This is a genomic window from Salinicola halophyticus (assembly GCF_003206695.1).
In the GTDB taxonomy this organism is placed as follows: domain Bacteria; phylum Pseudomonadota; class Gammaproteobacteria; order Pseudomonadales; family Halomonadaceae; genus Salinicola; species Salinicola halophyticus.
Map to the genome: position 1 here is coordinate 57,955 of NZ_PZJN01000005.1, position 19,719 is coordinate 77,673.

Sequence of the window (19,719 nt, forward strand, 5' to 3'; positions counted from 1 at the left end):
GCGACGACGCTGTCGACGGCCGGCCTCGATGGTCGAAAGGGATGACTACAGGCGCTTCTTGACGCCCCGGATCATCCAGCCCAACAGCGGTACCCGTTCATACAGCATGGCGCCGACATCGAAGTAGTCACGGTGACGACAGACACGATGACCTCGCCACTGCAGCCGGGAACACCCGGCCACGTTGACGGTACGGCCGCCATCCAACCTTGGATGCGTCAAGTGCATGGTCCAGGTCAGAAAGCTGGTATTGCCGACCGTCTGACGGTCATGAAAATCGAAATGGCAGTGCTGTACGCCATCCATCAGTTCGGCGTAGTAGCTCATGACGCGATCGCGGCCGACGTGATGGTGTAGAGGGTCGGTGAAGTCCACGTCGTCGCTGTAGCACTCGGCCAGTGCCGGCAGTTCGCTCGTCGTCAACGGCTGAAACCGGGCACAGAAATGCGTGACCGAATCGATGCTGGGAACTTCGGCTGTCATCGCGGTAGCCTCCCGGGTCATGGGCAAGGATTGAGGACGGTACCCCAGGCAGGCGCCGCAGCTAGGCGCGGCACCGCGACCAGGCGCTCGCATCGCGGCCAGCAGGCGCGGGCCAGGTCAGCCCAGGCTCTTGAACGCCTCCAGGGCACGCTCCCTGGCACGTCGATGATCGACGATCGCCTGGGGATAGCCGGTCTGTCGGCGCTGATCCGGGCTGGGCTGATGTCGGGACTTGACCGGGAGTTCGGCCAGTTCCGGCAGCCAGTGAGTGATGAACTCGGCGTCCGGATCGAAGCGGCGGGACTGGGTGGTCGGGTTGAAAATCCGGAAATAGGGGGCTGCGTCGGTACCGGTCGACGCGGCCCACTGCCAGCCGCCGTTGTTCGAGGCGAAGTCTCCGTCGACCAGATGCTGCATGAAAAAGGCCTCGCCACGACGCCAGTCGAGCAGCAGGTGCTTGCTCAGGAACATGGCGGTGACCATGCGCAGCCGATTGTGCATCCAGCCGGTGGCGACCAGCTGGCGCATGGCGGCGTCGACCAGCGGAAAACCGGTGCGGCCTTGGCACCAGGCGTCGAACTCCTTGTCGCTGTAGCGCCAGCTCAACTTGTCGGTCTCGGGTTTGAACGGCCGGTAACGACAGACGCGGGGAAAGCCCACGGCGATATGCTGATAGAACTCGCGCCATACCAGCTCGTTGGTCCAGCTCGTGAGCCCTGCATCGCCATCGCCGAGATGACCGCCGTTGTTCGCCATGACCGCCTGCAGGCACTGGCGATACGAGATCATGCCGGCCGAGAGATAGGCCGACAGTTCACTGGTACCGGCGAGGGCGGGGAAGTCGCGGTCGTTATCGTATCGACGCGCCCGCTGCTGCAGAAATCGCGCCAGCCGATCGGCGGCGGCCTCCTGGCCAACCGGCCAGCTTGGACCGTCGTCCGATGAAGACTCGGTGTTTCGAGAGGACCCGGTGTTCCGAGAGGACTCGGTCGGGACGATCTCGGAGCGATCCTGACTAGGGAGGTCGGGAATGTCGTCGCCAGAGATGTCCGGTCTGGTTTGACGGGAAGGCGTTTCACGCAGCGCCAGCTGTTCGCCGCCGACGCGCTGGTGCCAGGCTTTGGCGAAGGGAGTGAAAACCTTGTAGTAGTCGTCCTGTCCGGTGAGCAGCTCGCCGGGCTCGAATGCGATGTGATCGGTGTAGTCGAACACTGCGAGGTTCGCTCGGGCGAACTCCGCCGCGACCTTTTCGTCGCGGGAGCGTTCGTCCAGCGGATATTCGCGGTTAAAGTGCAGCGCCTGCGCGTCGACATCGCGGGCCGCTTTCAGCAGCGCCTTCGGCGCGGCCTCGAAGTCGCCGATGTCACGGTAGAGCAGCGGAATGCCGAGCTCGGCCAACTCCCCCTGTAGCGCCACGACGCCGCGATGCAGAAACGAGATCTTGTTGGCGCCGTGACCATGACCACGCCACTGGCTTCGACAGGCAAGGAAGATGCCGATCACCGGTCCTTTCTCGGCCGCCGCGCTCAGCGCGGAGTGATCGAGCGTCCTGAGGTCGTTGCGAAACCACACGAGTTGAGTGGATGAGGCCGAGTGCTTGGCTGCCATGGAAACGTCCCTGTTGCCGATGGGTAAACGACGCGTCCCTGCGTCAAAGTCGGTGTGCCCGTTCCGCGGCTAGTCGCGACCCTTATTCTCGACTTGCGCCGGGAAACCCGTGCTGCGAGGCCTCGGGGGCGGCGCCATCACCTCATGGGGGCAACGGGATTGGCCGCCGCGTCGATAACCGAACGCATTCGGCTCAGAGCCTGGCCCATGTCCTCGCCCAGGATGGCGACCGGTGTGTTCTCGAAATCGGTGGCGCGGATGCGAGCCACGGGCCCCACCAGACAGACCGGCACTTCGCTCTGCTCCGCCAGTCGCGGAAGCTGTCGCCGGATCACGTCGCTACGCTCGGCATGGCTACTGGCAAGCAGCAGCGCCTTGATTCCCAGGCGTTCGGTGGCCAGTGGCAACTCGCTCAACGGCATGTCGCCATCGATCAGTTGAACCCGATAGCCCGCCGCCGAGGCCGCCAGACCCATCAGCATGGCCCAGAAGCCGCTGCTGTCGTCGGGGAGCCGGGCAACCAGAATCTCGCCAGCGTTGCTGACCTGATTGGTGTGATAGACCCGCGTGCCGATCCGGGTGCGCAGAAATGACTCCAGCACTCGCCGTTGCAGCGTGGCGCCGAACTGATCGCCCCAACGCTCCTCGAGCTGCGAGACAACGGGTTGCCACAGTTCCGCAATGCATAGGCTGACCGGGTAGAGCGACAGACTCTGATTGAACAGGACTTCCAGTCGGCCGGTGTCGAGCGACTCGACCGCCTGGATCAGATGCTGGCGTTGACTGGCCCAGTCACCCATCTGCGGGGCGGGCGTCTCGACCGATTCCGGCTGTTCGATCAGTTCGCGGACCTGACTGACCGGTACGCCGCGATTGAGCCATTGCAGAATGCGCTCGACGCGTTCGATGTCGTCACGGCCATAAAGGCGGTGACCCTTGGGCGTGCGCTGGGGCCGAATGAGGCCGTAGCGGCGCTCCCAGGCACGAAGTGTGACGGAATTGACGCCAGTGAGTCGCGATACTTCACGAATCGGGTAGAGCGGCGCGGCACTGGAATCCATAGCCGTGTTAGTCATGCAAGTCCTCCTGCGAGGTCTCTGCGTGCGCCGTCTCGTCGAATGGGATGGTCATATCATTGCTGCGAGTCATTGTCATGAGTTTCGAAATTGTCAGCAGTGGCTGGCGGCGATCGATTGCCCGAGCCTGTCCCGAAGTCCTGTCGGCGTTGCTTACGCATCGCAGCGTGTGATCCAGGGACTCAAGTCATGGGCTCAAGGGCGATCGAGTCGATGGCGCTCGATCCCGAAACAATGACTTCGACGAGTCGTGACGAGACGATGACGACTGTCTCGATGAGTTCAGAATGGGGCAATATATTGTACGGTTCAAGCAATCTGTACAATTTTTATATCCTGTGCCGGTCACGTTCGTTCATGCTGTGGGTCAGGTTCGGCGATGCCGACCAGCCGCGAAGAACCGCAGAGGTACCTCGATTCGGGTGATGCCGCGGGCCGCTAGCGGGCGTTGCTGGCCAGCAGAATCGTTGCATGCTGCTTTCTGACAGAGGTGGCCGAACCTGACTATGCTGCGATAGGCCGTTGCAGAGCTGACCCGTTGCAGAGATAAATTGTACAACACGAGTATAACGGAGGGTATCTATCATGCGTCTATTGATCACGGGCGGTACGGGATTCGTGGGGCGGCGGCTGGTAGAGCGCGCGTTGGTCGCGGGCCACGAGGTGATGGTGGTCTCCCGGGATCCGGAGCGGGCAGCCCAGAAGCTGCCTCACAACGTCCGCATCGGTGACGACGCCACGGACTTCGCCGACGCGTTGCCGGAGGCCATCGTCAATCTGGCTGGCGAACCGATCGCCGACCGGCGCTGGAGCGATCCCCAGAAGACCCGGCTGGTCGAGTCACGCCGTCATGCCACGCGAGATGTCGTCGCGCTTTGCGAGCAGCTGGCGCAGCGCGATCAGGCGCCACGCGTACTGGTCTCCGGTTCGGCCATGGGCTATTACGGCGATCAGGGGGATCACGATGTCACCGAGCAGACGCCGCCCCACGACGAGTTCGCCCACCGGCTGTGTCAGGCCTGGGAGCGGGAAGCGCTCAAGGCCGAGGCGTTTGGGGTACGCGTCGTGTGTCTGCGGACCGGACTGGTGCTGGACGCGGGTGGTGGCACCCTGGCCAAGATGATGCCGGCGTTCAAGCTGGGGGTGGGCGGCCGCCTAGGAGATGGGCATCAGTACATGCCGTGGATTCACCGCGAGGATCTGGTCGGCGCGATCGAATTCCTGCTCGAGGAAGAGAGCCTGAGCGGCGCGGTCAATGGGTCAGCGCCGCAGCCCGTGACCAACGCCGAATTCACCCAGGCGATGGGGCGCCATCTGCATCGTCCGACGCCGTTTCGTGTACCCGCACCGCTGCTGAAGCTCGGTCTGGGGGAGATGTCCCGCCTGCTGTTGACCGGGGCCTGCATGCGCCCCGAGCGGTTACAGCAAGCCGGCTTTACCTTTCGCTATCCCTCGTTGGACGCGGCGCTGGCGGCGATCGTCTCGCGCTGACGCCCGCCGTCTCTCTAGCGGGCGTCCTTGTCGACGGTCACGATCACCCGTACCGCATCGAGTCGCAGCGCGGCGCCTTCGATGGCGATGTCCAGAGCATGGCGCTCATCGCTCAGCGCCTGCAGCTCGTCATCGCGAATCGCGCCATTGTGACGAGCCAGCGCCTTGAGCCGGGAATGTTCGAGATCGAGCGTCTCGCGCATCTGCTGCTGGGCGCGCTCGATCAGCGTCGGCAGCTCGCGCTGGGCTTCCTGCTCGCCCTGTTTGAGCAGCTCCCGCAGCTGATCGTGGCGGGATTTGAGCAGCTCCCGCGAGACCCCTTTCTTGACCCGCTGAAGGTTGCGTGACAGGCCGCTGAAGGTGACCTTGTCGGACAGATTGGCCCCGCTCTCGTCGAGCAGCACCCGTACCCCGGTATCCGGCAGGAAGCGACCCAGCTGCAGGCGTTTCGGGGCCGGGCAGTGGGTCCGGAAAATCAGCTCCAGCATCAGGCGGCCGCCGGGAATGCTCGGATGCTTGAGGAGGGCGAGTGCCGTGTTGCCCAGGCTCGAGTCGAGTACCCGTTCCATCACCGTGGTGATCAGCGGATGCTCCCACGACAGGCGCTGGATATCGTCCCGGGCCAGGGCTCGGGTGCGCGAGTAGGTCACGGTGTACCCTTCGTCACCCTGGGCCAGCCCCGGCAGGCTGTCGATCATGTGCGCGCCGGGCGACAGGTGGATCTGGCCGTTGCCCAGCTCGCGGCTATCGACCCCGAACACATCCAGCGCCTGATCGACGTAGCGGGGCAGGGCGCTGTCGTTGTCCTGCTCCACGATTGCGCTGATCACCGCGTCGGCCCGCTCGGGGCGGCAGGCGTTCCACTCCAGCAGGCGATTTCGGCCCGCTTCGCGTTCGGCCAGGCGGGCATCGTTGAAGGAGCGAGTCTCGCTGATGAGCGTGTCGAGGCTGCCGTTTGCCGTGGCACCATCGTCGTCAAGGCTCTCCCGCAGGGCGTCGCCGAAGGCCGCCAGCACGTCACCCCCTGCCGCGTGCGGCGCTTCGAATGCCGCGAGACCTTCGTGATACCAGCGCAGCAGCGTCGCGCCGGGACTCTTCTCGATCACCGGCACGTGAATATCGATCGGATGCAGCTGACCGATCCGGTCGAGGCGTCCGATACGCTGTTCGAGCAGATCGGGGTGCCACGGCAGATCGAACATCACCAGATGGTGGCAGAACTGGAAGTTGCGCCCCTCGGAGCCGATCTCGGAGCAGATCAGTACCTGGCAACCGCCGTCGTCGTCGGCGAACGCGGCGGCGGCGCGATCCCGTTCGACCAGACTCATCTCTTCATGGAAGACCGGAGCCTGGAGGCCGGCACGCACGCGTAGCGCCTCGGCCAGATCCACGGCGGTCTGACGCCAGTGGGCGATCACCAGCGTTTTCTGCTGGCTGCCGAGAGTCTCGAGCTGGCCGATCAGCCAGTCGACGCGCGGGTCGAATCGCCACCACGGCGTGTCATGCTGGATAGCGGCATCGTGCAGGGCACGGTAGGCCGCCTCGGGATAGAGTCGGGCGTCGTGGGTGCTCAGTTCGGCGGCGGTCAGCCGAGCGGCGAAGTGGTCGTTTCCTTCGCGGAGCTCCGCGAACTGGTCGCGATAGGCCGCCGGCATCGCCAGCGTGGCGGTATGCAGATGACGTTCGGGAAAGCCGCCGACATGGCGCCGGCTGTTGCGGAACATGACCCGGCCGGTGCCGTGCCGATCCAGCAGCTGTTCGCGCAGCTGGCGGCGTACGCTATCGCGCTGCGCGGCGTCGCTTTCCGGATCCAGCAGCGTGCCGAGCAGCGCCAGGCTGTCGCTGTCGTCGATAAGCGCGGCGAGACGCTGGCGATCGGCATCCTCGCCGGGCAGCCGCTCCAGCGCTTCGACCGCTTCGGCGACCGCGGTATAGCCATTCTCTTCCTCGCGAAAGCGTTCGAGGTCGTGATAGCGGTCGGGGTCGAGCAGGCGCAGCCGGGCGAAGTGGCTCTCCAGCCCCATCTGTTCGGGGGTCGCCGTCAACAGCAGTAGCCCCGCGATTCGACGCGACAGCCGCTCGATGCAGGCGTAGCCGGGGCCTTCCGCCTGCGGCGTCCAGTCGAGATGATGCGCCTCGTCGACGATCAGCAGGTCCCACTGGCAGCTTTCCGCCTGACGCTGGCGCTGCGGATTGGCGAACAGCCACTGCTGGCTGGCCAGGATGCACTGGCCCGTCTCGAAAGGGTTCTCCTCGTCGAAAGATTCGCTCTGGGCCTCGTCCAGCAGCGTGACCGACAGCGAGAAGCGGCGCAGCAGCTCGATCAGCCATTGGTGTGTCAGGCTGGCGGGGACCAGAATCAGCGCTCGGCTGGCACGTCCGGTGAGCAGCAGGCGATGCAGTATCAGCCCGGCTTCGATGGTCTTGCCCAGGCCAACTTCGTCGGCCAGCAGCACGCGCGGGGCATGGCGTCGGGAGACTTCGTCGGCAATGTAGAGCTGGTGAGGGATCAGGTCGATGCGCGGCCCTGCCAGCCCCAGCGCGGGGCTGCGTGCAATGCGCTGATGGTGGTGCAGCGAGCGATAGCGCAGTTCGAACCAGTCGTTGCGATCGACCTGGCCGGTCAGCAGGCGATCCTGAGCCTGATGAAAGCGCATGCTGTCGGAGAGCTTGGCCTCGTTGAGCGAGACCGGCTCGCCCGCATCGGTATGGCCATGATAGATCACGCAGCCGTCGCGCTCCTCGACTCGCTCGACGGTCAACTGATCGCCGTCGGCGGTATCGATACGATCACCGGGGCCGAAGACCACGCGGGTCAGCGGGGACTGGCGGGCGCTGTAGGTACGGGTTTCCTGGCTGGCGCTGAAAAGCACGGTGACGCTGCGCGTATCGGCGGTGAGAATGGTGCCAAGCCCGAGCTCGGTTTCGCCGTCGCTGATCCATCGCTGGCCGGGAGAGAATTCGCTCATGATGCCTCGGTGGTGTGTACGCTGCGGAAACGGATCGAATGGGCGAGGCATTCTAGCGTAAACGGCGTGCCGCCTTAAGCATTGAACGGTTCAGCGTGCTGTGGGATCGGCGTTACACTGCGCCGACGAGCCGCTGGACGAGCCTCTGGGGTAGACTCGTTGCAGGCGTCGCGGATGGGAGCGCGATAGTCGAAACACGTCACGAGGAGAGATTATGGCGGGGGCAGCGCCGAGAGACGGTCTGCGTCGAATCGCGATCGGCAGTCAGGCGGTGGGGTTCATCCTGATCATTACGTTGGAGACGGTGATGGGCGACGATGCCAGGCCATGGCAGGGCGTGACGCTCGCTGCCATGCTGGCCACGGCCGCTTGCCTGGCACTGATGCGACGCTATCGACGCAACAGGAAACGTCGCCAGCGCGAGGCGCATGACGACGTTTGAGGCACGCCGGTCGACGATCTTGACGGAGCCGGCCGGCGATAGTGCGAGAGCGATCGACCTTTACATCGGCGGAATGGTGCCGTCACGACCCACGATCACCGCCTTGGCCTGAATTGGATCCTGATCGATGTCGCCGGCAACGAATACCGCGGCGCCTTTCTCGAGATCGTCCTTCGACCCTTTGCTGACCTTAACGGTGGGCACGTCGCTGGGTACGCGGATCTGCTTGCTGCCATCGCCGTAGTCGACGGTCAGCGTCATCATGCCGTCCTCGTCGGCGGCGTTGTCCACGGTGCCATTGGTCATGGTCGAACCGCTGGAGGCGCCGCCCATCTTTCCGCCGGTATCGCTGCTCTTGGCGTCGCTGGCATCGGTGGCGCTGACGGTGCCGTTGGTCATGGTCGAGCCACTACCGCTACCGCCGAGTTTTTCGCCCCCTGAGCCGCCCTGGGTGGCGCCGCGCGGCATGTCCCACGGATAATCGCCCTCACCGGTCCCCTTCATGGAGTCCGGGAAGATCACCATTTCCAGCGCCTTGGCGGGTTGCCCATCTTCGCCGGGCATGTTGGCTGTGCCGATGAACGTGCCTTTCTCGATCTCGTCGAGGCTACTCTCGCTGACGGCGGCGAGCCGGGTGTTGTCGCCGATCGTCACTCGATGGCTGCTGCCGTCGGTGGTCGATTCGACCGTGAAACCGTCGTCGCTGACTTCGGTGATGGTGCCGCGCAGGTTCTTAGGCATGTCCTGAGCTGCCAGGGCGCTGGTCGCGAGGCAGCCGATGGTGAGGCCGAGCAGCGCCTGACGAAGCGTACGGATGGCGTGATGTGTGACTGGCATGAAGGTTACTCCTGATGTGTGCGAGGGGCTGATACCCAACTTAAGTTTTCTGAGAGCCCCGACCATTTGAGTTCAGTTCATCGTGACGGATTGTCAAGCGTAGTGATGGTGCCAGTGGCAGCCGCCGGCTATATCCCGGCATACCAGGTGTAGCCGCGATCTTCCCAGTAACCGCCTTTGCCGCCGGCGATATCGTCGAAATCGGTGACCAGCGTGATGGCGGAGAGATATTTCGCCATCTTGTAGCCCAGCTGGCGCTCCGCGCGAAGCCGCAGCGGCGCACCGTTGGCGATCGGCAGTGGCGCATCGTTGAGCGAGTAGGCGAGGATCGTCTGCGGATGACGCGCTTCGCTCAGATCCAGACTCTCGTAGTAGTAGTCTTCGCCGCCCAGCTGATCCATGCAGTGGAACACCACATAGCGCGCCTCGGGTTTCACGCCCGCCCGCTCGAGCAGGTCGGCCAGCACCGGACCGCGCCACTGGCCGATGGCACTCCACCCTTCGACGCAGTCATGGCGGGTGATCTGGGTTCTGGCCGGCATCGCCTGCAGCTCGGCGAGCGACAATGACAGCGGCTCATCGACCAGTCCGCCGATCTCCAGGCGCCAGTCACGAAACTGGCCGGCGGCAAGCTGGCGATAGCGAGAGGCCTGCGGGTCGGTGGAGCCGTTGGGGCGGAAGGTCTTGTCGATCATCGATGGCGGATATTCCGGCGCCAGACCTCGTTCGCCGGCCAGGAAGCGCTGAGCGCGCAGATTGAGACGTTCGGCCAGATCCAGCGTTTTCACGACCTGATCGTTCCGGGACAGCCGGTCGCAACCGGCCAATCCCAGCGTTGCGACGCCCAGCGCCGCGCGTTGCAGGAAGCGTCTGCGGCCAGCGGCATCATGGCGTTTCATGCTGGGTGCTCCCTTGGCTTTCGGCAGGCGTCACGTCGCGTCTACCGCCGGTCAGCATGTCGCGCACCTGCCGTAACGGCCCGCTCAGCAACACCATCAGAAGATGAACGATCACGAATAGCACCAGCGAACCGGCGACGATGAAGTGAATCGAGCGCGCACTCTGGCGACCGCCAAACAGATCGAGTAGCCACGGCGCCGCCGCGTTGAAGGTGGGCGACATGCAAAGGCCGGTCAGAATCATGACGGGCAGTGCTACGAACAGCACGCCCAGATAGCTGAGCTTCTGCAAGCCGTTGTAGCCCCCATGACCGGTGTGAAAGCGCAGCCGTAGGTGATCGAGAATGTCGCGACCCAGGCCGCGCCATTGGGATGCGGGTAGCCACAGATCGCGTTTCAGATGGCCGCTGAATAGCGCATACAGTGCGAACAGTGCGCCGGCGCCGGCGAACAGCCAGGCAAAGAAGAAATGCCAGAGTCGTCCCATGGTCAGAAACTGATAGCTCGGCAGGGTGATCCAGCCGGGGAACCCGCGCACGCTGGCGTTATCGTCGCTGCCGGAGTAGCCCAGGATGCCGGTGGTATCGAAAACCCAGGGGCCCAGCGCGGTCTGGCCCTTTATGTCGCCCTCGGCGCCGCGAATGGCGTACATCTCCAGCCACGGATCGTCAAAATTCGAAGCGCTACCCCAGTAGAGAGCCGGGTGTGCGTTGAAGATCTGCAAACCGCTCATCAGCAGCACGATCAGGCACCAGAGATTGACCCAGTGCCAAAGACGCACCGGAAGTCGATGGCGACGTTCGCGGCGCGGCCTGATCCGTGCAGTGGAATTGGTCATGAGCCCGTGTCCTTGGCGGCAGTGGCGATGGAACCTACCAGTCGATGGAACCTGCCAGTCATTGTGGCGTTGATGCGGCGCCTCGATGGCGCGGCCCGTAGACTTGTACGTCGACAGTCCGGTACTGGATGCCGGCGTTGTCTCGAGGCGGGGGATCGCCGATCTTTTCGCCGGTCTTTATTGGGATTCGAGTACCGCCGAGCATTGGTCGAGCGTCTTGTCCAGGGCGGGCGGACGGCTGTCTTCACTATCGCCGGGGTCATGTTCGCGCTTCATTTCGCGCACCTCTGCGGCGGTGAAGCGAGCCTGCAGAGCGGTAGTGACGCATTCGCAGTAGCGGTCGACCTTGGGGCCTTCGATACCGCTGGCGGCCATGTTGGCGTGACATTGGGCCTGAGTCGATTCGACGGCTTCCGCCGACCACGGTGGCGGCGCCTCGTCATCCTGGGCGCCGGCCCGTACGGTGCCCAGGATGAACAGGAGTATGGCACAGAGCGCGACGGTGACTGCGGCAGTGGGCGAGCGAGACCATCTCGACATGGCTTTTCTCCTGAGGGGCGGGCCCGCGGCGGGCGTTCCGGCAGTCGCTCGCCCGCGGCTACCGGATCCATAGCGGCGCTGCTGGCTTCACAGGCACTGCTCTGCTTCGGCGCACTAGCTCTATCGATTCCGGGCACTACCTCTTTCGATTCCAGGCAGCTTCTCTTTCAATTCTAGAAAGTACGCCGGTGATTACCATCAGTCTTAAGTGGGACTCAGGCTCGCGCCAGCGCATCGAGCCGTGTTCGGGCATAAAAAAACGCCCGCCAGGCAGAGCCTGAACGGACGTTTTTCAATGCGGTGGTCGGAATAGCAGGATTCGAACCTACGACCTCTGCCTCCCGAAGGCAGCGCTCTACCAAGCTGAGCTATATTCCGATCTGATCGTCGATGCGTAGCCGTTGAGGCCAGCTCGACGGGGGTGAATTATACTCATCAAAGGGCGCGGTGCAAGCCCGATCTCACGCCTTTTAAACGTCGCGCTCCACGGCCACTCGCGTCAGCGTCTCCATGCTCTCGCGGTAGGCGCTTGGTGCCAGAACCTGAAGCTGCGTCCGAGCCTTCTCGGCCATCTCTTCGGCGCGCTGTTGGGTGTACTCGAGCGCGCCGGTTTCCCGCACGATGGCCAGTACGTCATCCAGCCGTTCGAGACCCCCATCGGTGATCGCCTGGCGAATCAGTGCGGCCTGCTCCGGGGAGCCGTTGCGCATGGCGTGGATCAGCGGCAGCGTCGGCTTGCCTTCGGCCAGATCGTCGCCGACATTCTTGCCCATGGTTTCGGCATCGCCCTGGTAGTCGAGCAGGTCGTCGATCAGCTGGAAGGCGAGGCCCAGATAGCGGCCGTAAAGCTGTAGCGCCTGCTCCTGTTCGGCGGTGGCGCCGGCGAGAATCGCGCCGCTGTGGGAGGCCGCCTCGAACAGCATCGCGGTCTTGCCCTGGATGGTGTCGAAGTAGTCCGATTCCGAGATGTCGGCGTTGCCGATATTGGTCAACTGCTGGACTTCGCCTTCGGCGATGACGCAGGTGGCGCCGGAGAGCACCTGCATGACCCGCATCGAACCGACCTCGACCATCATCTGGAACGATCGCGAGTAGAGGAAGTCGCCGACCAGCACCGACGGGGCATTGCCCCAGGTGTCGTTGGCCGTGGCCTTGCCGCGGCGGCGGCTGGATTCGTCGACGACATCGTCATGCAGCAGCGTGGAGGTGTGCATGAACTCGATCAACGTCGCCAGGGCGATGTGTTTGTCGCCGGCGTCGTTGCTGTCTCCGGGATAGCCGAGCGCCCGCGCGGCCAGCAGGACCAGCAAAGGACGCAGCCGCTTGCCACCGCTTTCGATGATGTATTGGCCGATGGTCTCGACCAGAGGAATTCGCGACGCCAGTTGATCGAGGATCGTACGATTGACGGCGGCGAAGTCCTCAGCCACCGATGCATGTATGGATGCAGCGTTGGATTGCATGGTCGGCTTGTCAATGAATCGGATGGGGCTTGAGTAGGGCCGCTCGACGCTGACCATGGGCCGGGACCCGGTGGCCGAGAGAGGCGATGTGAGGGCTATGCTAGGTGGCGCCCACAGGTGCGTCAACCGACGAGAGCCGGGGCGTGCCGAGCGATGCACGCCGCCGCGCCCCGGGGCAGCGGGCGACGGTCGGCAAAGACTTGCCTGGGGCCAGCGTAGTCGTTATAATCCGCCGCCCAACTCGTCATGCTCCCTGTCAGATGGTTGCCGGAAGGGGCACCACTCGCCGCAGGTCGATGAAAGAGCGCTCAGTATCGATGAGTTTGGACCGATGAGCCTTGGCTCGAAAAGCCCGGAGAATGTTATGTACGCTATTATCAAGAGCGGCGGTAAGCAGTACCGCGTGCAGGAAGGTCAGACACTCAAGCTCGAGAAGCTCGAAGTGCCGACCGGCGACACCCTGGAATTCGACCAGGTGCTGCTGGTTGCCGACGGCGACGACATCTCAGTCGGTGCGCCGCTGCTGAGTGGCGCCAAGGTGGCTGCGGAAATCGTCTCCCACGGTCGTGGTGACAAGGTGCAGATCATCAAGTTCCGTCGCCGGAAGCATCACATGAAGCGTCAGGGCCACCGTCAGTGGTTCACTGAAGTCAAGATCACCGGAATCTCCGCTTAAGCGGAACATTCCCCCAGAGAGAGGGTTTCTCCATGGCTCATAAGAAGGCTGCCGGTAGTACTCGTAACGGTCGCGATTCCGAATCCAAACGCCTTGGTGTCAAGCTGTACGGTGGACAGAAAGCGATCGCCGGCAACATCATCGTTCGCCAGCGTGGCACTCGGTTCCACGCAGGAACCGGCGTCGGTATCGGCAAGGACCATACCCTGTTTGCACTGAATGACGGCGTCATCAAGTTCGAGCAGAAAGGCCCGAAGAACCGCAAGTTCGTGAGCGTAGTCTCCGCCTGAGACGTCACGAACCTTGTATGAAAGCCCCGCTCAGGCGGGGTTTTTTCGTTTTTGCACCAGTACTTTTGCAGCAGTGCTTTCGCAGTAGTGCTTTGCAGCATCCACGCGTGCGGCGCCCGCCGCCGGGAGAGTGACATGCAGTTCGTCGATGAAACCTCGATCACCGTCGAAGCCGGCAGGGGCGGCAACGGCTGTCTCAGCTTCCGGCGTGAGAAGTACGTGCCCAAGGGCGGCCCCGACGGTGGCGACGGCGGCCATGGCGGCAACGTCTACCTGATCGGCGACGAGTCGCTGAACACGCTGATCGACTTCAAGTTTCAGCGCTTCTACAAGGCTGATAGCGGCCAGCAGGGCCAGGGCCGTCAGATGAGCGGTAGGGCCGGCGACGATCTGCACGTCAAGGTGCCGGTGGGGACCACGGTGATCGACGAGGAAACGCTCGAGGTGATCGCCGATGTCACCGCCGAAGGGCAGGTGGTGCTGGTCGCCCAGGGTGGACGCCGCGGGTTGGGCAACATCCACTTCAAATCCTCGACCAACCGTGCGCCCCGTCGAACCACTTCGGGCACCGATGGCGAGCGGCGCAAGCTGCGCCTGGAAATGAAGGTAATGGCCGATGTCGGGCTGCTGGGCATGCCCAACGCGGGCAAGTCGACGCTGATCCGCGCGGTCTCTGCCGCCAAGCCGAAAGTCGCCAACTATCCGTTCACCACGCTGGTGCCCAACCTCGGGGTGGTCAAGCTGGGTACCCACGAGCACTTCGTGATGGCGGACGTACCCGGCCTGATCGAAGGTGCCTCGGACGGCGCCGGCCTCGGCTTGCGCTTTCTCAAGCACCTGACCCGCACGCGACTGCTGCTGCACGTCGTCGATGCGGCGCCCTTCGACGAATCCGACCCGGTGGCGGCCGTCGAGGCGATCGCCCAGGAGCTGGAGCAGTTTTCGCACACGCTGGCGGAACTGCCGCGATGGCTGGTGATCAACAAGCTCGACCTGCTGCCTCAGGAGGAGCGCGAGGCGCGCGTCGCGGAGATCGTCTCGCGGCTCGATTGGCAGGGGCCGGTCTTTCAGATTTCGGCCATTTCCAGCGACGGCACCGATGAACTCGTGCAGTCGGCGCATCGCTGGCTGACCGAGCAGCGCCAGCTGGAAAACGAGGACGAAGAGGCCGCCGAACGCGAGCGCGAGATGCGTCGTCGCATGGAAGCCGAGTCGGTGGAGCGGGTGGAAGCGCATCAGACTCGGCTGCGCGTCAAGCGTGGCGAAGTGGCGGAAGAGATCGACGATGACGACGACGATCATGATGTCGAGATCGAATACACGCGCTGACGGCGGCGGGTTGATTGCCGTATCGAACGCGTTGGCAATGTGTTGGGCCGGGAGAATTCATACCCGGCCGGCTCCCGGGTGGAGGCGAGGATGACGGCGGATCGGCAGGTGGGGCGAGCGGTGCTAAAAGGCGCAAAGCGGGTCGTAGTCAAGATCGGTAGCGCCTTGCTGACCAATGACGGTCGCGGGCTCGATGAGTCGGCGATCGGCGGCTGGGTCGATCAGATGGCCGAGTTGCACCGGCGCGGGGTCGAAGTGGTGCTGGTTTCGTCCGGCTCCATCGCCGAGGGCATGGTGCGACTGGGCTGGCACACGCGACCGACCGCCGTGCATGAACTTCAGGCAGCGGCGGCCGTCGGCCAGAGCGGGCTGTCGCAATGCTACGAGACGCACTTTGCCCGCCACGGCCTGCGTAGCGCGCAGGTCCTGCTGACGCACGACGACCTTTCCAATCGCAAGCGCTATCTCAATGCGCGTTCGGCACTGCGGACGCTGGTGCAGCTCGACGTGATTCCGGTGATCAACGAAAACGATACCGTGGTCACCGACGAGATCCGCTTCGGCGACAACGATACGCTCGGCGCGCTGGTCGCCAACCTGCTCGAGGCCGATGCGCTGCTGATACTGACCGACCAGGAAGGGCTGTTCGACGCCGATCCGCGGCAGAACCCCCAGGCTCGCCTGATCGGCGAAGGTCAGGCCGACGACCCCGTGCTGGATGCCGTGGCCGGCGGCGGCGGGGTGCTGGGTCGCGGCGGCATGGCGACCAAGCTGCGCGCGGCGCGGCTCGCGGCGCGTTCCGGCGCGGTCACGGCGATCGCCAGCGGGCGTCAGCCTCGCGTGCTGGCACGGCTGCTCGAGGGCGAGTCGCTGGGTACCGTGCTGTCTCCCGATCACGCGCCGCTGGCGGCGCGCAAGCGCTGGCTCGCCGGCCAGCTGCAGGTGCGCGGCACGCTGACGCTGGATGCCGGCGCGGTCAACGTGCTGCGATCCCAGGGGTCCAGTCTGCTGCCGGTCGGCGTCAAACAGGTGCAAGGCGCTTTCCGGCGCGGCGACATGGTGGTCTGCGTGGATGAGCGCGGCATCCGCGTGGCCAAGGGGCTGGTCAACTATTCGAGTGCCGATGCGGTCCAGCTGATCGGGCAGCCGAGCCAGCGCATCGCCGAGATACTGGGCTACATGGAAGCGCCGGAGCTGATCCACCGCGACAACCTGGTCGTGATCTGAGTTCGAATCGATCACAGGCAGAGCGCGAGAGCCCATGGGGAGTTGGCGCTGGTATCGCGCCTTGGCCTTGTGATAGACTCCCGCATCCTCTCAGACATGGCCCGTTTAAGACTGCTTGAACCGCAGTCGAAAGTGGCTCCGAGACGTTTCGTTTTCGGGTGTCGCTGAACATTCGGCCGAATCATTCAGGGTTGGCCTGAAGCGGTTTCGAGGCTGGCCTGGGTGATTTAACTTACAGAATTGACTGCCCATATCTCCAAGGAGGCGACGGTGGCGAATACCAAGCAGGCGCGTAAGCGCGCACGTCAGGCGGAAGAGCGCCGCCAGCACAACGCAAGTCAGCGTTCGATGGTGCGGACCTACATCAAGCGCGTGATCAAGGCCATTCAGGCTGGCGATCAGACGCAGGCGAACAGCGAATTCAAGGCCGCTCAGCCGGTCATCGATCGCATCGCCGACAAGGACGCCATGTCCAAGAAGAAGGCTGCGCGCATCAAGAGTCGCTTGAACAAGCGAATCAAGGCGCTGGCTGCCTAAGCCGGACGCGCTTGACGAGAAACCGGCTTCGGCCGGTTTTTTTGTATCTGCTCTTTCTGACGGCTTCTCAATGAGCGACCAGCACGGACCTGCGGACAATCCTCCGGATGATTCGGTAGCCGACGCGATGGCGGCGGATACGGCAACGCCTGTCTCTCGCGGCGGGCTGCTGCGTTCCGGCATGGTCGTCAGCACGATGACGCTGCTGTCACGCGTGCTGGGTCTGGCGAGAGACGTGGTGATCGCGGCGCTGCTGGGGGCCGGTAGCGGCGCCGATGCCTTCTTCGTGGCATTCAAGATTCCCAACTTCATGCGCCGGCTGTTTGCCGAGGGGGCCTTCAATCAGGCCTTCGTGCCGGTGCTGTCGGAGTACGCGACGCAGCGGACGCGGGCCGAGGTCCGCGAGCTGCTCGATGCGGTATCCGGCAGTCTCAGTGTGGTGCTGGCGCTGATCACCGCGCTGGCCATCGCCGCCGCGCCCTGGCTCGCCTGGCTGTTTGCGCCGGGTTTCCAGTCCGATCCGGGCAAGTTGGCGCTGACGACGGAAATGCTGCGCCTGACGTTTCCGTATCTGCTGTTGATCTCGTTGACGGCATTCGCCGGCAGCGTGCTCAACACCTGGGAGCGCTTCGCGATACCGGCGTTCACCCCGGTATTGCTGAACGTCAGTCTGATCGGGGCGGCGCTGTGGCTGACACCCTGGATGCGCGATCCGGCGCTGGGTCTCGCCTGGGGCGTGCTGATTGCCGGCGCGGCGCAGCTGCTTTTCCAGCTGCCGTTTCTGGCCCGCCTGGGCCTGATGCCTCGGCCGCGAGCCCGCTTCAGGCATCCCGGCGTGCGGCGTATTCTGCGTTTGATGACGCCGGCGCTGTTCGGCGTCTCGGTATCGCAGATCAACCTGCTGCTGGATACCGTGCTGGCCTCTTTTCTGGTCTCCGGCAGCGTCTCCTGGCTCTACTATTCCGATCGCCTGGTGGAGCTACCGCTTGGGGTGTTCGGAATCGCCATCGCCACGGTGATCCTGCCGGCGCTCTCCAAGCGTCATGCCGACGAGTCCCGGGACCATTTCGCGCGCATGCTCGACTGGGCGTTGAGAATGGTGCTGCTGATCGGGCTGCCGTCGGCGCTGGCACTGATTCTGCTGGCCGAACCGCTGCTGATCAGTCTGTTCCACTACGGGGCGATGACCGACCACGACGTGGTCATGGCATCCCGCAGCCTTCGGGCCTATGCACTGGGGTTGCTGGCGTTCATGCTGATCAAGGTATTGGCGCCGGGCTACTTCGCGCGGCAGGACACCAAGACGCCGGTCAAGATCGGCATCATCGCGATGTTCGCCAACATGGTCATGAATCTGGCGCTCATCGTGCCGCTGGCCCATGCCGGGCTGGCGCTGGCCACGGCGCTTTCGGCGTTTCTCAACGCCGGGCTGCTGGGGCTGGGCCTTCACCGGCAGGGCGTGCTGCGTTTCCAGCCGGGCTGGGGGCGTTACGCGGTGCAGGTCGTGGGGGGCTGCCTGCTGATGGGAGCCGGGCTGTGGTGGCTGTCGCCGGACTGGCACACCTGGGTCACCTGGAGCGCACCGCACCGCGCCGGCATGCTGATGGCTCTGGTAGTCGGCGGCGTCGCTATCTATTTTGGCTGGCTGGCGCTCAGCGGCATTCGGTTGCGGGATTTCCGCCTGCACGGCTGACACGAGCCGAAGCGCCTGAATGGCGGGACGAGCTCTTCGATGGTGGGATGCCCTCGTTGATGGAGGGACGCGCTCCTTGGTGATGGGAAGCGCCCTCTGGTTATAATGACGCCTTTTTATGCAGCAATGCGGTTCGCACTGTAACGGGAACAGACCCTATGGAACTGATCCGAGGCTTGCACAATCTGCCGACTGTCGCCGACGCCGCGCAGCGGCGGACGTTGCCTGGCTGCGTGGCCACCATCGGCAACTTCGATGGCGTGCACCTGGGTCATCGGGCCATCCTGGAGCAGTTGCGCACGCTGTCCCGCGCGGCGGGGCTGCCGGTCACGGTGGTGATCTTCGAACCCCAGCCACGGGAATACTTCGCAGGCGACCAGGCACCGCCGCGATTGACCCGGCTGCGCGACAAGGTTGCGCTGCTCAAGGCCCAGGGAGCCGATAGGATCCTGTGCCTGCCCTTCAACGACGCCTTGCGCAGTCTGACCGCGCGACAGTTCATCGAGCGGGTGTTGATCGAGGGCCTGCAGGTCAAGCATCTGGTCGTCGGTGACGATTTCCGCTTCGGCTGTGATCGCGCCGGAGATTTCACCCTGCTGCAGGCGGTCGGGCGCGAGCAGAATTTCGCCGTCGAGCATGCGCGCACCTTCGTTCTCGACGACGAACGTGTTTCGAGTACGCGAGTGCGCACGCTGCTGGCCAGCGGCAACTTCTTTCAGGCCGCGCGCTTGCTGGGCCGCCCCTATGGCTACCAGGGGCGGGTCGTGCGCGATCGTCAGCTGGGGCGCACCATTGGCGTGCCGACCGCCAATATCCCGTTGACCTCGCGGCCCCTGGCCCTGCGTGGCGTGTTCGCCTGCGCCACCCGGTTGCCGGACGGCGAATGGGTGGCGGGTGTGGCCAACATCGGCTGGCGGCCCACGGTCGGTGCCGATCGGCCGATGCTCGAAGTGCACCTGCTGGATCGTGAAATCGACCTCTACGGTCAGCCGCTGACCGTCGTGCCCTGTGCACGATTGCGTGGCGAAACCAAGTTCGACGATTTCAGCGAGCTGGTCGCCCAGATCCATCGCGATCTCGACAGTGCCCGGCACTATTTTCGGCTAGCGCTATTGCCGACGCACCGGCCGGCCGAATCTCTCGCCTCATCTTTGACCGAAGCCGAGACAGACGCAGCCGAGAGCGGGGGGCTGTGTGCCGCGACGATGCCGCAGGCGCGGTTCCCCCTCGCCTCGGCGCCATTGCCGCTGGATACCGCCGCCGCCGAACATCCGGGGCCGACATCCACCGATGCGCACGAATGACGCGGCCGAACGAGATA

General features: G+C 64.3%; 18 protein-coding genes and 1 tRNA gene. 9 read left to right on the plus strand and 10 right to left on the minus strand.

Annotated features, from left to right (window positions below):
- Positions 1-45: 45 nt before the first annotated feature.
- From DOM58_RS07665 to DOM58_RS07675, 3 genes are all read right to left on the minus strand, one after another.
- Positions 46-483 (minus strand): nuclear transport factor 2 family protein, encoded by a 438-nt coding sequence (locus tag DOM58_RS07665; protein WP_075561337.1) that lies wholly within the window; start codon positions 481-483, stop codon positions 46-48.
- A 117-nt stretch (positions 484-600) separates the two neighbouring features.
- Entirely contained in the window at positions 601-2,091 is a 1,491-nt protein-coding gene (gene phrB / locus DOM58_RS07670; RefSeq protein ID WP_110692384.1) for a deoxyribodipyrimidine photo-lyase, read from the minus strand.
- Positions 2,092-2,228: 137 nt separating this feature from the next.
- Positions 2,229-3,167, minus strand: coding sequence for a MerR family transcriptional regulator (locus DOM58_RS07675; protein ID WP_110692385.1), 939 nt, complete (start codon positions 3,165-3,167; stop codon positions 2,229-2,231).
- 585 nt (positions 3,168-3,752) lie between these two features.
- Here DOM58_RS07675 and DOM58_RS07680 point away from each other — a divergent pair.
- Positions 3,753-4,658, plus strand: a complete 906-nt coding sequence (locus tag DOM58_RS07680; protein WP_110692386.1) for a TIGR01777 family oxidoreductase — start codon at positions 3,753-3,755, stop codon at positions 4,656-4,658.
- Between the two features lie 14 nt (positions 4,659-4,672).
- Here the strand turns inward: DOM58_RS07680 and rapA are convergent, their stop codons facing one another.
- The gene (gene rapA, locus DOM58_RS07685) at positions 4,673-7,627 is read right to left on the minus strand and encodes an RNA polymerase-associated protein RapA (protein ID WP_110692387.1); all 2,955 of its coding nucleotides are present in this window, start codon (positions 7,625-7,627) and stop codon (positions 4,673-4,675) included.
- Positions 7,628-7,841: 214 nt separating this feature from the next.
- Here rapA and DOM58_RS07690 point away from each other — a divergent pair, with 214 nt between their 5' ends.
- Positions 7,842-8,069: a hypothetical protein gene (locus DOM58_RS07690; RefSeq protein WP_075561342.1), complete on the plus strand. Its 228-nt coding sequence runs from the start codon at positions 7,842-7,844 to the stop codon at positions 8,067-8,069.
- A 60-nt stretch (positions 8,070-8,129) separates the two neighbouring features.
- On the opposite strand, the gene DOM58_RS07695 is transcribed toward DOM58_RS07690, so the two are convergent.
- The 6 genes from DOM58_RS07695 to ispB all read right to left on the minus strand — a co-directional run bounded on the left by DOM58_RS07695 (position 8,130) and on the right by ispB (position 12,646).
- A complete protein-coding gene (locus DOM58_RS07695) occupies positions 8,130-8,906 on the minus strand; it encodes a hypothetical protein (RefSeq protein ID WP_110692388.1) in 777 nt (258 codons plus the stop codon).
- A 128-nt stretch (positions 8,907-9,034) separates the two neighbouring features.
- Complete coding sequence (locus DOM58_RS07700; protein ID WP_110692389.1) at positions 9,035-9,805, minus strand: molybdopterin-binding protein; 771 nt, start codon at positions 9,803-9,805, stop codon at positions 9,035-9,037.
- Positions 9,792-10,643: a cytochrome b/b6 domain-containing protein gene (locus tag DOM58_RS07705; protein WP_075561345.1), complete on the minus strand. Its 852-nt coding sequence runs from the start codon at positions 10,641-10,643 to the stop codon at positions 9,792-9,794. The genes DOM58_RS07700 and DOM58_RS07705 overlap by 14 nt, the downstream gene beginning before the upstream one ends.
- Before the next feature lie 177 nt (positions 10,644-10,820).
- Positions 10,821-11,183, minus strand: coding sequence for a hypothetical protein (locus DOM58_RS07710; protein WP_110692390.1), 363 nt, complete (start codon positions 11,181-11,183; stop codon positions 10,821-10,823).
- Between the two features lie 301 nt (positions 11,184-11,484).
- Positions 11,485-11,561, minus strand: a tRNA-Pro gene (locus tag DOM58_RS07715).
- A 92-nt stretch (positions 11,562-11,653) separates the two neighbouring features.
- A complete protein-coding gene (ispB, locus tag DOM58_RS07720) occupies positions 11,654-12,646 on the minus strand; it encodes an octaprenyl diphosphate synthase (protein WP_075561373.1) in 993 nt (330 codons plus the stop codon).
- Between the two features lie 364 nt (positions 12,647-13,010).
- Between ispB and rplU the strand changes: the two genes are divergently transcribed.
- From rplU to ribF, 7 genes are all read left to right on the plus strand, one after another.
- On the plus strand, positions 13,011-13,322 hold the full coding sequence (gene rplU, locus DOM58_RS07725; RefSeq protein ID WP_075561347.1) for a 50S ribosomal protein L21: 312 nt from the start codon (positions 13,011-13,013) through the stop codon (positions 13,320-13,322).
- A gap of 32 nt (positions 13,323-13,354) precedes the next feature.
- Positions 13,355-13,612: a 50S ribosomal protein L27 gene (rpmA, locus tag DOM58_RS07730; RefSeq protein ID WP_075561348.1), complete on the plus strand. Its 258-nt coding sequence runs from the start codon at positions 13,355-13,357 to the stop codon at positions 13,610-13,612.
- Between the two features lie 135 nt (positions 13,613-13,747).
- Positions 13,748-14,941, plus strand: a complete 1,194-nt coding sequence (gene obgE, locus DOM58_RS07735) for a GTPase ObgE (protein ID WP_075561349.1) — start codon at positions 13,748-13,750, stop codon at positions 14,939-14,941.
- A gap of 90 nt (positions 14,942-15,031) precedes the next feature.
- Positions 15,032-16,168 carry a glutamate 5-kinase gene (gene proB, locus DOM58_RS07740; protein ID WP_110692391.1) on the plus strand — a complete coding sequence of 379 codons (1,137 nt, stop codon included), beginning with the start codon at positions 15,032-15,034 and terminating at the stop codon, positions 16,166-16,168.
- 270 nt (positions 16,169-16,438) lie between these two features.
- The gene (gene rpsT, locus DOM58_RS07745) at positions 16,439-16,705 is read left to right on the plus strand and encodes a 30S ribosomal protein S20 (protein ID WP_075561351.1); all 267 of its coding nucleotides are present in this window, start codon (positions 16,439-16,441) and stop codon (positions 16,703-16,705) included.
- Between the two features lie 127 nt (positions 16,706-16,832).
- Entirely contained in the window at positions 16,833-18,398 is a 1,566-nt protein-coding gene (gene murJ, locus DOM58_RS07750) for a murein biosynthesis integral membrane protein MurJ (RefSeq protein WP_245392194.1), read from the plus strand.
- A gap of 158 nt (positions 18,399-18,556) precedes the next feature.
- A complete protein-coding gene (gene ribF / locus DOM58_RS07755; RefSeq protein ID WP_110692393.1) occupies positions 18,557-19,702 on the plus strand; it encodes a bifunctional riboflavin kinase/FAD synthetase in 1,146 nt (381 codons plus the stop codon).
- Positions 19,703-19,719: the final 17 nt, after the last annotated feature.

What these genes read in the sequence shown, in the direction of transcription:
- DOM58_RS07680 (WP_110692386.1), top strand. Translation starts at nt 3,753, where the DNA reads ATGCGTCTATTGATCACGGGCGGTACGGGATTCGTGGGGCGGCGGCTG.
- rapA (WP_110692387.1), bottom strand. Translation starts at nt 7,627, where the DNA reads ATGAGCGAATTCTCTCCCGGCCAGCGATGGATCAGCGACGGCGAAACC.
- DOM58_RS07710 (WP_110692390.1), bottom strand. Translation starts at nt 11,183, where the DNA reads ATGTCGAGATGGTCTCGCTCGCCCACTGCCGCAGTCACCGTCGCGCTC.
- DOM58_RS07705 (WP_075561345.1), bottom strand. Translation starts at nt 10,643, where the DNA reads ATGACCAATTCCACTGCACGGATCAGGCCGCGCCGCGAACGTCGCCAT.
- DOM58_RS07675 (WP_110692385.1), bottom strand. Translation starts at nt 3,167, where the DNA reads ATGACTAACACGGCTATGGATTCCAGTGCCGCGCCGCTCTACCCGATT.
- DOM58_RS07695 (WP_110692388.1), bottom strand. Translation starts at nt 8,906, where the DNA reads ATGCCAGTCACACATCACGCCATCCGTACGCTTCGTCAGGCGCTGCTC.
- proB (WP_110692391.1), top strand. Translation starts at nt 15,032, where the DNA reads ATGACGGCGGATCGGCAGGTGGGGCGAGCGGTGCTAAAAGGCGCAAAG.
- DOM58_RS07700 (WP_110692389.1), bottom strand. Translation starts at nt 9,805, where the DNA reads ATGAAACGCCATGATGCCGCTGGCCGCAGACGCTTCCTGCAACGCGCG.
- murJ (WP_245392194.1), top strand. Translation starts at nt 16,833, where the DNA reads ATGGCGGCGGATACGGCAACGCCTGTCTCTCGCGGCGGGCTGCTGCGT.
- ribF (WP_110692393.1), top strand. Translation starts at nt 18,557, where the DNA reads ATGGAACTGATCCGAGGCTTGCACAATCTGCCGACTGTCGCCGACGCC.
- phrB (WP_110692384.1), bottom strand. Translation starts at nt 2,091, where the DNA reads ATGGCAGCCAAGCACTCGGCCTCATCCACTCAACTCGTGTGGTTTCGC.
- ispB (WP_075561373.1), bottom strand. Translation starts at nt 12,646, where the DNA reads ATGCAATCCAACGCTGCATCCATACATGCATCGGTGGCTGAGGACTTC.
- rplU (WP_075561347.1), top strand. Translation starts at nt 13,011, where the DNA reads ATGTACGCTATTATCAAGAGCGGCGGTAAGCAGTACCGCGTGCAGGAA.
- rpmA (WP_075561348.1), top strand. Translation starts at nt 13,355, where the DNA reads ATGGCTCATAAGAAGGCTGCCGGTAGTACTCGTAACGGTCGCGATTCC.
- DOM58_RS07690 (WP_075561342.1), top strand. Translation starts at nt 7,842, where the DNA reads ATGGCGGGGGCAGCGCCGAGAGACGGTCTGCGTCGAATCGCGATCGGC.
- obgE (WP_075561349.1), top strand. Translation starts at nt 13,748, where the DNA reads ATGCAGTTCGTCGATGAAACCTCGATCACCGTCGAAGCCGGCAGGGGC.
- DOM58_RS07665 (WP_075561337.1), bottom strand. Translation starts at nt 483, where the DNA reads ATGACAGCCGAAGTTCCCAGCATCGATTCGGTCACGCATTTCTGTGCC.